Here is a 12110-nt window from a genome sequence, read left to right on the forward strand (position 1 = left end):
CCGCCTACGTTTATCTTGTACTTTTTGACTTGGAACTAACTATTTATTGGTTGATGTTCGTCAAATTGCTTCATTCCAACCCTAACCTTCTCACTTGATTGAGGATACGATGGGTCAGCTCAGAAAAATATTTGGAAAGATCAAAGTCACTCTGCCGATTCCCCACTTGCTTGAACTGCAGGTGGATTCCTTCAAAAAATTCCTTCAGGAAGGCGTAGCCCCCGCCAGCAGGGCGGATATAGGCCTCGAAGGAGTTTTTCGTTCGGTTTTTCCGATTGAAGATTTCAACAAAACCGCAAGTCTCGAATATGTCAGCTATGACATTGGCGAGCCTAAATATGATATGGATGAGTGTATCTCCAAGGGGCTTACTTATGAAGCTCCTATCCGTATCAAGGTACGCCTCGTGGTCTTCGATGTTGACGAAGAGACCGAAAGCAGAACTATCCGCGACATTAAAGAGCAGGATATTTATTTCGGAACCGTTCCGCTCATGAGTGAGCAGGGTACTTTTATTATAAATGGTACTGAACGTGTTATCGTTAACCAGCTCCAGCGTTCTCCCGGTATTATCTTCGAACACGATTCCGGTAAAACACACACCAGCCGCAGGGTCCTTTACAGTTGCCGCATTATTCCCATGCGCGGTTCTTGGCTGGATTTTGACTTCGACCACAAAGACATTCTCTATGTGCGAATCGACCGTCGCCGCAAAATGCCCGCGACTGTACTGCTTAAGGCTATGGGCCTCTCCAAGCAGGACATTCTCGACTACTATTATGACGTGGAAGAGTACCAGATCGACCGTCATATTGTACGTCGTAAGGTTGTTGAAAGTCAGTACCGCAAGGAAAATGCTTGGGTTGACCTTTGCCTCGAAGACGGCAAGGTCATTGTAAAGCGTGATAAACAAGTCACCAAGTTCGGCTGGAAAAAGCTGATCCGTGGCGGTGTTGAATATATTGAAGTAGATCCCAAGTGCCTCGTGGGCCAGTTTGCCTTCAACGATATTACTGATCCGGACACCGGTGAAGTTATTGCTGAAGCAGCTGACGAGATAACTGAAGAGATCTTTGAACGCATTCAGGAAGTTGGCCTTAAAGAGGTTAAAGTTCTGCATACTCAGGGTGCTGATGTTTCATCTGCTCTGCGTGACTCCATGATGTTGGATAAGTCCACTGATGTTGAGTCCGCGCAGATTGAAATTTATCGCAGATTGCGTCCCAGTTCCCCGCCCACTGCTGAAATTGCTGCGAACTTTTTTGAAAACCTGTTCCGCAGCTCCGATTACTACGATCTCTCCAGCGTTGGTCGCTACAAGCTGAATGCACGTCTCAACATTGAGACTCCCCTTGAACTGCGCACCCTGACCAATGAGGATATCCTCACTGCGGTCAAGGTTCTGTGCAAGCTCAAGGACAGCCATGGTCCTGCTGATGATATCGATAACCTCGGTAACAGACGTGTCCGTCCGGTTGGCGAGCTGGTTGAAAACCAGTACCGCATCGGTCTTGTACGTATGGAAAGAGCCATCAAGGAGCGCATGAGCCTCCAGGAAGTGGCCACTCTCATGCCTCATGACCTGATCAACCCCAAGCCGGTGGCAGCTGTACTTAAGGAGTTCTTCGGTACTTCTCAGCTTTCACAGTTTATGGACCAGACCAACCCGCTTTCCGAAGTGACCCACAAGCGCAGACTTTCCGCGCTTGGACCCGGTGGTCTGACTCGTGAGCGTGCAGGTTTTGAAGTTCGAGACGTTCACGTTTCCCACTACGGACGAATCTGCCCCATTGAGACTCCTGAAGGTCCGAACATCGGTCTGATTGTTTCTCTGACAACTTACTCCAAGGTCAACGATTTCGGTTTCATTGAAAGTCCTTACCGGACAATTAAAGATTCCACCATGACCGACGAGATTTTATATTACGATGCTACTCGCGAAGTAGGGCATGTAGTCGCACAGGCTAACGCTCCTATTGATGAAAAAGGATCATTCAGTAATCCTCTGGTAACCTGTCGTCTTAACGGTGATGTTTCTATGCACCCCCGTGAAGATGCAACTCTCATGGATATCAGCCCCAGTCAGACAGTATCTGTCTCTGCTGCGCTGATTCCTTTCCTTGAGCACGATGATGCGAACCGCGCACTTATGGGTTCAAACATGCAGCGTCAGGCTGTTCCCCTGCTGAAAACCTCCCAGCCTCTGGTTGGTACCGGTATGGAAGCAAACGTTGCTCAGGATTCAGGTAGTTGTGTTCTTGCCGAGAACGACGGTATTATCGACTATGTTGATGCTGAACGTCTTGTTGTTCGTTATGATGATGGTGTTTACCCCAATACCGGCGGTATCAAGCATTACGAACTCCAGAAGTGGCATAAATCCAACCAGAACTCCTGTTACGGCCAGCGTCCTCGTCTGCCTATCGGAACCCGTGTCAAGAAAGGTGATGTCCTTGTTGACGGTCCCGGTATCAAGGACGGCGAGCTTGCTCTCGGTAAGAACCTGCTCGTAGCATTTATGCCCTGGTGCGGATACAACTTTGAGGATTCCATCCTCATCTCCGAGCGCGTGGTCAAGGAAGACGTGTTTACCTCGGTTCATATCGAGGAATTCGAACTGGTCGCCCGTGACACAAAGCTTGGGCCCGAAGAAGTTACCCGCGATATTCCCAACGTGAGTGAAGATATGCTCCGCAACCTTGATGAGTGCGGTATTATCCGCCTCGGTGCGCGTATCGCTCCCGACGACATTCTCGTCGGTAAGATCACTCCCAAAGGTGAAACCCAGCTTACTCCCGAAGAAAAACTGCTCCGCGCAATCTTCGGTGATAAGGCCCGCGATGTGAAAAACACATCCCTCAAGGTTCCGCCGGGAATTGAAGGTACTATTGTCGACGTTAAAGTTTTTAACCGCCGTTCCGGTGACAAAGACGATCGTACCAGAAACATCGAGGATTTCGAGCTTGCCAAACACGATATGAAAGAAAGCAAGCATATCGAATCCCTGACCAATAAGACCCGCGTTAAAGTCGCGGAAGTGGTCACCAATAAGCAGATCGCCCAGACCCTCATGGGTCGCAGAAAAGGAGAGGTTCTTGCCGAAGCTGGACACATCATCACCGATGAAATCCTCGCTGAAGTACCTCTTAAAAAACTGGGCGGACTCTTTGCAGATAAAGAAACCAACGAAGCAGTTAAACAGCTGCTCGCTGAATACGATAAGCAGATTCGCATCATCAAAGGAATTTATGATGTGAAACGCGAAAAAGTTACCGAAGGTGACGATCTGCCCCCGGGCGTAATCAAGATGGTCAAAGTCTACATCGCTGTTAAGCGTAAGCTCAGCGTAGGTGACAAAATGGCTGGTCGCCACGGTAACAAAGGTGTTGTCTCCAACATCCTGCCTGAACAGGATCTGCCGTTCTTTGATAACGGTACTCCCGTTGATATCGTACTGAACCCCCTTGGTGTTCCTTCACGTATGAACATCGGTCAGATTATGGAAACCCACCTCGGCTGGGCAGCTCTGGCTCTCGGTCAGAAATTCGCAGCCATGCTTGATACCGGCGAAGCCCTTGGCGTTATTCGCCAGGAAATCAAGGATACCTTTGATTCAGAAGATGTCTTTGAGTTGATCGACTCTCTGGATGATGAAGAATTCAGAGTCGCGGTTAACAAGGCCCGCGAAGGTATGGTCACCAAAACCCCGGTCTTTGACGGTGCTACCGAAGAAGAAATCTGGGATTTGGTCGGCAAGACCGGTATCGGTGAAGACGGTAAGGTCACACTTTATGACGGTCGTACCGGGGACCCGTTCCATAACCGCGTAACAGTCGGTGTAATGTACATCCTTAAGCTGCATCACCTTGTTGATGAAAAGATTCACGCCCGTTCCACCGGTCCTTACTCGCTGGTTACCCAGCAGCCTCTCGGCGGTAAGGCACAGTTTGGTGGTCAGCGTCTCGGTGAGATGGAAGTCTGGGCACTTGAAGCATACGGCGCAGCCTACCTGCTTCAGGAGTTCCTGACCGTCAAGTCCGATGACGTAACCGGTCGTGTCAAGATGTACGAAAAGATCGTCAAGGGAGATAACTTCCTTGAAGCCGGTCTGCCTGAATCCTTTAACGTTCTGGTCAAGGAACTTATGTCCCTCGGTCTTGATGTTAACCTGCTTCAGGATCAAGTCGAAGAAACTGCCGACAAGAAATAATGAACGCGGGGGCCTAAATGGCCCCCGCGATTAAATAAACCTTTTCATGTAAGGGGTATATTAATGAGTCTGGACGAACTGTTCACTATGCGTAGAACATCCGGTGCAGGCCTCGCTGGACGTGGCCTCAAAGGTATTCAGATTTCCATTGCTTCTCCCGAGAAGATCCGTGAGTGGTCTTTCGGTGAAGTCAAGAAGCCCGAGACCATCAACTACAGGACTTTCAAGCCGGAAAGAGATGGTCTTTTCTGCGCTAAAATTTTTGGACCTGTAAAAGACTATGAGTGTAACTGCGGTAAGTACAAGCGCATGAAACACCGCGGCATCGTATGTGAAAAATGCGGTGTTGAAGTTATCGCTTCAAAAGTCAGACGTGAACGCATGGGCCACATCGAGCTTGCAGCTCCTGTAGCCCATATCTGGTTTCTGAAAACTCTTCCTTCCAAGATCGGTACCCTGCTTGATATCACCATGGCCGACCTTGAGAAGGTGCTCTACTTTGATTCTTATATTGTACTTGATCCGGGCGAAACCCCGCTCAAGCAGTACCAGATCATTTCTGAAGACCAGTATTTTCAGGTTATCGACCACTACGGCGAAGAAGCCATTGAAGTGGGCATGGGCGCAGAAACCATTAAAGGACTGCTGGCCCAGATTGATATGCCAACTCTCAGGCATGAGCTCCGTGAAGAGTCCCTGACTACCCGTAGCCAGACCAAAAAGAAAAAGCTGACCAAACGTCTTAAGATTGTTGAAGCTTTTCTTGAGTCCGGCAACGACTGCCAGTGGATGATCATGGATGTTGTTCCGGTCATTCCGCCTGAGCTGCGTCCTCTGGTTCCTCTTGATGGTGGACGTTTTGCAACTTCCGACCTCAACGACCTCTACCGTCGCGTCATCAACAGGAACAACCGTCTCAAGCGCCTGATCGAACTCGGTGCTCCGGACATTATTATCCGTAACGAAAAGCGCATGCTTCAGGAATCTGTTGATGCACTCTTCGACAACGGTCGCCGCGGCCGCGCAATCACCGGTACCAACGGTCGTCCCCTGAAATCCCTTTCCGATATGATCAAGGGTAAACAGGGTCGTTTCCGTCAGAACCTGCTCGGTAAACGTGTTGACTACTCCGGACGTTCCGTAATTGTTGTTGGTCCGAAGCTGAAACTGCACCAGTGCGGTCTTCCCAAGAAGATGGCTCTGGAGCTGTTCAAACCTTTTATTTACGCAGAACTTGAGCGTAGGGAAATCGCAACCACCATCAAGAGCGCAAAAAAGATGGTTGAACGCGAAGACCTCGTTGTCTGGGATATTCTCGACAATGTTGTTAGCGAATACCCGATCATGCTCAACCGTGCGCCGACTCTTCACCGCCTCGGTATCCAGTCATTCGAACCGACTCTGGTAGAAGGTAAGGCTATTCAGCTGCATCCGCTTGTATGTTCTGCATACAACGCTGACTTTGACGGTGACCAGATGGCTGTTCACGTACCTCTTTCCGTGGAAGCACAGATTGAGTGTCGTGTTCTGATGATGTCTTCAAACAACATCCTGTCCCCTGCAAACGGACAGCCCATCATCAACCCTTCTCAGGATATCGTCCTCGGTCTTTACTATTTGACCGTTGAACGTTCATTCTCAAAAGGGGAAGGCATGACTTTTACCGCTCCGTGGGAAGTTATTGCCGCTCTGGATGCCAAAGTACTCAGCATGCATGCCCGCATCAAGGTTCGCATTGAGGGTGAATTGGTCGAGACTACTCCCGGCCGTATCCTCGTTGGTGAGCTTGTTCCCGAAGGTATGGGCTTTGAGTATGCAAACGTGGTCATGACCAAGAAGAATATCGCGAAGCTTGTTTCCAGCGCCTACCGCACTTCCGGAAGTAAGGCGACTGTCATTCTTTGTGACCGTCTTAAAGACCTCGGTTACGAACACGCAACCCGTGCTGCTATCACTATCGGTGTTAAAGATTTGACCATTCCCGCTAAAAAGGCCGGACTGCTTGAAACTGCATACGCCGAGGTTGAAGATATTGAAGCACAGTACCGCGAAGGTATCATCACCCGTACTGAGAAGTACAACAAGGTTGTCGACGTTTGGACCAAGGTAACAAACGACGTTTCAACCGAGATGACCAATGAAATGTCTACTGACGTCATGGTCGACCCCAAGACAGGTAAAGAAGAGACCAACTCTTCCTTCAACCCGGTCTTCATGATGGCCCACTCTGGTGCTCGTGGTAACCAGGATCAGATGCGTCAGCTCGCAGGTATGCGTGGTCTGATGGCGAAACCTTCCGGTGAAATTATCGAAACTCCGATTACTTCATCTTTCCGTGAAGGTCTCTCGGTTCTCCAGTACTTTATTTCTACTCACGGTGCCCGTAAAGGTCTCGCGGATACCGCGCTGAAAACAGCGAACTCCGGTTACCTGACCCGTCGTCTTGTCGACGTTGTTCAGGATGTAACCATTGCCGACCACGACTGCCGCACAGTCGACGGCCTTGAGCTTACCCACTATATTAAAGGTGGCGAAATCAAGGAAAGACTGGCGGAAAAAGTTCTCGGCCGCGTGACCATTCACGATGTCGTTAAGGAAGATACCGGTGAAATCCTTGTTCCTGCTGATTCTCTTATTGATGAAGCAGCAGCAAAGATCATTGATGATAACGGTATTAACTCCATGATTGTTCGTTCTCCGTTGACCTGCCGTGCCAAGCACGGTATCTGCGCCATGTGTTACGGACGAGACCTCGCAAGGGGCCACGTTGTAAACGTAGGTGAAACCGTAGGTATCATCGCCGCGCAGTCCATTGGTGAACCTGGAACACAGCTGACAATGCGTACCTTCCACATTGGTGGTACCGCATCCCGTGAAATTCAGCAGTCATCTTTTGAAGCACAGCATAACGGTTCTGTAGTCCTGAACCGCATGCGCTCCGTCCGTAACGCTGAAGGGAACCAGATGGTTCTTGGTAAGAGTTGCCAGATCGGTATTGTGGACGAGCAGGGCAGGGAACGTGAAAAGTACGTTCTTCCCCTTGGTGCAAAACTTTACGTTGAAGAAGGGCAGCAGATCACACAAGGTACTATGCTAGCCGAGTGGGATCCTCTTGCAGAGCCCTTTATCACTGACGTAACCGGTACTGTTAAGTTTACCGACCTTGTTGAAGGTAAAACTTTCCAGGAACGTGTTGATGAAGCCACAGGACAGGCTACTTACACAATCCAGGAATACCGTACCACTAACTTTAAACCATCAATTTCCATCTGCGGCGAAGACGGGGAACCCCTGAACCGTCCCGGATCCAGCTTGAAAGCGATTTATCCGCTGCCGGTTGGCGCGATTCTGATGGTTAAAGACGGTAATGTTGTCAATGCTGGTGACATTATCGCACGTAAGCTTCGCGAAACTTCAAAGACCAAGGACATCGTTGGTGGTCTTCCTCGTGTTGCGGAGCTGTTTGAAGTGCGCAAACCAAAGGAACTTGGAATCATTTCGGAGATTGATGGTGTGGTCTCCTATGGACCTGAATCCAAAGGCAAGCGCAAAATTGTTGTTACCCCTGAAGTTGGTGAAACTAAAGAATACCTCGTGCCCAAGGGCCGTCATATCACTGCACAGGAAGGCGACTTCGTAGAAGCCGGTGACCTGATGACAGAAGGTCTGCCCGAACTGCATGATATCCTGAAAGTCAAGGGTGAGAAATTTCTCGCACGCTTTCTGGTTGAGGAAATTCAGGACGTTTACCGTTTCCAGGGTGTTGGAATTAACGATAAGCATATCGAAGTTATTGTCCGCCAGATGCTCAAGAAGGTCAGCGTCGTTGATCCCGGCGAGACCCATTTTCTTGTGGGCGAACAGGTGGACAAGCAGCGTTTCATGGAAACCAACCAGGACGCTGTCGCTAACGGACTTAAGCCTGCTACCGCTCAGACTCATGTTCTGGGTATTACTCAGGCTTCGCTTTCAACCGCTTCATTCATCTCAGCTGCTTCATTTCAGGAGACTACCAAGGTTCTTACCGAGTCTTCACTCTGCGGCAAGAAGGATTATCTGCGCGGCTTGAAAGAAAACGTTATCGTTGGTCGACTCATTCCGGCCGGTACCGGGTTCCGTAAGTACGCACGTACTGACATCATTGTGCCCGACCAGCCTGAACGTGCTGATAAGTTCCTTGAAGAACTTGAAGAAGAACCGCTGCTCGTTAACGAAAGATAGTGCTGGCGCCAGTACGCAGACCCGGTCCGTAGAGCAGGTGGTTGCAGCCTGACTTAAGGACAACGGAGAAATATTTCACAATTTGTTCTTGACAAATTGTGAAATATTAGTCTAACTGCGTCGGTCTTTGTAATAAAACTTAATTTGGAGGGTTCATGCCAACCATCAATCAGCTTATAAGAAAAGGGCGTGAAAAGCAGCTCAAGCGTAAGAAGACTCCTGCGCTTCAGGCCTGCCCCCAGCGCCGTGGCGTATGCACTCGCGTGTACACCACAACCCCTAAGAAGCCTAACTCCGCACTGCGTAAGGTCGCTCGTGTGCGTCTGACTAATGCCATCGAAGTTACTGCATACATCGGTGGTGAAGGTCATAACCTTCAGGAACACTCTGTGGTACTTATCCGTGGTGGTCGTGTAAAAGATTTACCTGGTGTTCGTTACCATATCGTTCGCGGCTCCCTCGACACCGCCGGTGTTGCAGATCGTCGTCAGGGTCGTTCCAAGTACGGCGCAAAGCGTCCTAAATAGCATTTAATTCCAAGGAGTAACCAATATGCCTCGTAAAGGTCCGGTACCCAAAAGACAGATTCTTCCCGATCCGGTATACGGCTCTCAGCTTGCAACCAAGTTCATGAATAGACTCATGTTCGACGGTAAGAAGAGTGTGTCTGAAAATATATTCTATCAAGCTCTTGAATTCCTCGGTGACAAAACCCAGGAAGATCCTATCAAGGCTTTTGAAAAGGCAGTGGAAAACGTTAAGCCCCACGTGGAAGTTAAGTCCCGCCGTGTTGGTGGTGCTACTTATCAGGTGCCCGTTGAAGTTCGCCCTGAGCGTCAGGTTTCCCTGGCAATCAGATGGCTGATCAACCAGGCTCGTTCCAGAGGCGAGAAGGGCATGGTTGCCCGCCTTAGCGGTGAATTCCTCGACGCTTTCAATAAGCGTGGTGGTGCTGTTAAGAAAAAGGAAGACACCCATCGTATGGCCGAAGCCAACAAGGCTTTTGCTCACTACCGTTGGTAATCGGAGTACAAAGTGCCTAGAAAGGTTGCAAGAGATAAACAGCGTAACATTGGTATCATGGCCCACATTGATGCGGGTAAGACTACCACTACTGAGCGCATTCTTTTCTATACTGGTGTTTCTCATAAGATCGGTGAAGTCCATGATGGCGAAGCCACCATGGACTGGATGGTCCAGGAACAGGAACGTGGCATTACTATCACTAGTGCTGCCACCACCTGTATGTGGAAAGATCACCGCGTCAACATTATTGATACTCCCGGTCACGTTGACTTCACTATGGAAGTTGAGCGTGCACTGCGCGTACTTGACGGCGCAGTTGCCGTTTTCGATGCAGTAGCCGGTGTTGAGCCGCAGTCTGAGACCGTATGGCGTCAGGCTGACAGATATCAAGTTCCCCGTATGGCTTTCGTTAACAAGATGGACCGTATCGGAGCAGACTTCTTCCGTTGTGTAGAAATGCTCAAGGACCGTCTGGGTGCTAAAGCAGTACCTCTTCAGATCCCCATCGGAGCTGAAGACGAATACCAAGGTGCAGTTGACCTTATCACTGGTAAGGCTTTCATCTACACCGACGTAATGGGCAAGGACTACTCAATTGAGGAAATTCCTGCTGACTTGATGGATAAGTACGAGGCCATGCGTCTCGAGCTTATCGAAGCGATTGCTGAAGAAGACGAAGAACTTCTCGATAAATACCTCGGCGGTGAAGAACTCACCCCCGAAGAAATTATCAAGGGTATCCGTACAGCGACTATCAACCTGACCATCTGCCCTGTTCTTTGCGGTACCGCATTCAAGAACAAAGGTGTTCAGCCCCTGCTTGACGCTGTTGTTGATTATCTTCCTTCTCCTCTGGATATTGCTGCGATTGTCGGTACTGATCCTCACAGTGACGAGGAAATTCCTTGTCCTTGTGATGATGATCTGCCTCTTTCAGCTCTCTCCTTCAAGCTCATGACTGACCCCTTTGTCGGTCACCTTACCTTCCTGCGTTTGTACTCCGGTAAAATTGAATCCGGTGCTACTTTCATTAACGGCGCAACCGGTAAAAAAGAGCGTATCGGTCGTCTGCTGAAGATGCACGCTAACAAGCGTGAGGAAATCAAAGAAGCATACGCCGGTGACATCGTGGCAGCTGTTGGTCTTAAGAACATGGCTACCGGTGACACCCTCTGTGAGCAGAAGAATGCAGTGGTTCTCGAATCACTCGACATTCCTGAGCCGGTAATTGAGGTTGCTATTGAGCCTAAAACTAAGGCTGACCGCGATCTCCTCAGTCAGGGCCTTGGCAAGCTTGCCAAGGAAGACCCCTCTTTCCGCGTCAAAGGTGACGAGGAAACCGGTCAGACTCTGATTTCCGGTATGGGTGAACTTCACCTTGAAGTTATTGTTGACCGCCTTCTGCGCGAGTTCAATGTTAACGCAAACGTCGGTGCGCCTCGCGTTGCTTACCGTGAAACTATCACCAAGAAGGTGGAAGTTGATCACAAGTACGCCAAGCAGTCCGGTGGTCGTGGTCAGTATGGTCACGTTGTTGTTACCATCGAGCCCAACAAAGAAAGTGAATACGAATTCGTCGACGAAATTAAAGGCGGCGTAATTCCGAAAGAATACATTCCCGCAGTTGACCGTGGTATGCACGACGCAATGAAGAACGGTGTTATCGCCGGCTTCCCGCTCGTAGACCTTAAGGCTACTCTGACTTACGGTTCTTACCATGATGTTGACTCCTCCGAACAGGCGTTCTACATCGCCGGTTCAATGGCTCTTAAAGAAGCGGTTAAGAAAGCTGCTCCGCAGCTGCTCGAGCCCATCATGTCTGTTGAAGTTGTTACTCCTGAAGAGTACCTCGGCGACGTCATGGGTGACCTTAACGGTCGCCGTGGTCGCGTAGGCTCCATGGAAGCCCGTGCAAACGCACAGGTTGTTAAGTGCGACGTGCCCCTTAGCGAAATGTTCGGTTACGCAACCGACCTCCGCTCCAAGACTCAGGGTCGTGCTACTTTCACCATGCAGTTTGACCACTATGAGCCTGTTCCTGCTTCTATCGCTGAAGAGCTTATCAATAAAAATTAGATTAAATTTAATTTTTATTTGATTTTCGCTTGACAGCAACGCTGAAAAAGCAATATACCTCCCGGACCTCATACGAGTTCGGGAGGTTCTTATTTTTTACGGGAACCGCCCGTGAAACCACAGAGATCAGGTATAAGGTTTGGCATGCTGGCCGGACGACCATACCAGGCCCGGAAGGATAACCTCACGCTCCTTCTTACTGTTGCAAGTTGACAAGGCCATCTCTGAATTCAATTAGGAGAAATTAACATGGTTTCTATGACTAGTGATCGAATCAGGATCAAGCTCAAGGCTTACGATTACCGTATCCTTGATAAAGCAGTTACTGAGATTGTGGATACTGCCCGCAATACCGGCGCTGCTATCGCAGGTCCCATCCCGCTGCCCACACAGATCAGCCGTACAACTGTACAGCGTTCTGTGCACGTAGACAAAAAGTCTCGTGAGCAGTTTGAGATGAGAATCCACAAGCGTCTGCTTGATATTCTTGAACCCACCCAGCAGACCGTTGACGCGCTCGGCAAGCTCAGCCTGCCCGCTGGTGTTGACGTTGAAATCAAGCTGTAGGGAGGGATTC

The 12110-nt window shown here is 49.6% G+C and carries 6 protein-coding genes; all 6 read left to right on the top strand.

The window, feature by feature from the left end; all coding sequences use genetic code 11:
• The first annotated feature begins 109 nt into the window (after positions 1-109).
• The 6 genes from rpoB (at position 110) to rpsJ (ending at position 12100) form a co-directional block, all read left to right on the top strand.
• On the top strand, positions 110-4210 hold the full coding sequence (rpoB, locus tag FMS18_RS02710) for a DNA-directed RNA polymerase subunit beta (RefSeq protein WP_163292208.1): 4101 nt from the start codon (positions 110-112) through the stop codon (positions 4208-4210).
• A 63-nt stretch (positions 4211-4273) separates the two neighbouring features.
• A complete protein-coding gene (gene rpoC, locus FMS18_RS02715) occupies positions 4274-8431 on the top strand; it encodes a DNA-directed RNA polymerase subunit beta' (RefSeq protein ID WP_163292209.1) in 4158 nt (1385 codons plus the stop codon).
• Positions 8432-8586: 155 nt separating this feature from the next.
• On the top strand, positions 8587-8958 hold the full coding sequence (gene rpsL, locus FMS18_RS02720; RefSeq protein WP_015851063.1) for a 30S ribosomal protein S12: 372 nt from the start codon (positions 8587-8589) through the stop codon (positions 8956-8958).
• A 25-nt stretch (positions 8959-8983) separates the two neighbouring features.
• Positions 8984-9454, top strand: a complete 471-nt coding sequence (gene rpsG / locus FMS18_RS02725; protein ID WP_136674412.1) for a 30S ribosomal protein S7 — start codon at positions 8984-8986, stop codon at positions 9452-9454.
• A 12-nt stretch (positions 9455-9466) separates the two neighbouring features.
• Entirely contained in the window at positions 9467-11533 is a 2067-nt protein-coding gene (gene fusA / locus FMS18_RS02730; RefSeq protein ID WP_163292210.1) for an elongation factor G, read from the top strand.
• 249 nt (positions 11534-11782) lie between these two features.
• Complete coding sequence (gene rpsJ / locus FMS18_RS02735; RefSeq protein ID WP_136674410.1) at positions 11783-12100, top strand: 30S ribosomal protein S10; 318 nt, start codon at positions 11783-11785, stop codon at positions 12098-12100.
• Positions 12101-12110 lie beyond the last annotated feature (10 nt).

This window comes from Desulfovibrio sp. JC022, from assembly GCF_010470665.1.
GTDB lineage: Bacteria > Desulfobacterota > Desulfovibrionia > Desulfovibrionales > Desulfovibrionaceae > Maridesulfovibrio.

Coding starts and splice junctions, on each gene's coding strand:
- rpoB (WP_163292208.1), top strand. CDS start 110: ATGGGTCAGCTCAGAAAAATATTTGGAAAGATCAAAGTCACTCTGCCG.
- rpsJ (WP_136674410.1), top strand. CDS start 11,783: ATGGTTTCTATGACTAGTGATCGAATCAGGATCAAGCTCAAGGCTTAC.
- rpoC (WP_163292209.1), top strand. CDS start 4,274: ATGAGTCTGGACGAACTGTTCACTATGCGTAGAACATCCGGTGCAGGC.
- rpsL (WP_015851063.1), top strand. CDS start 8,587: ATGCCAACCATCAATCAGCTTATAAGAAAAGGGCGTGAAAAGCAGCTC.
- rpsG (WP_136674412.1), top strand. CDS start 8,984: ATGCCTCGTAAAGGTCCGGTACCCAAAAGACAGATTCTTCCCGATCCG.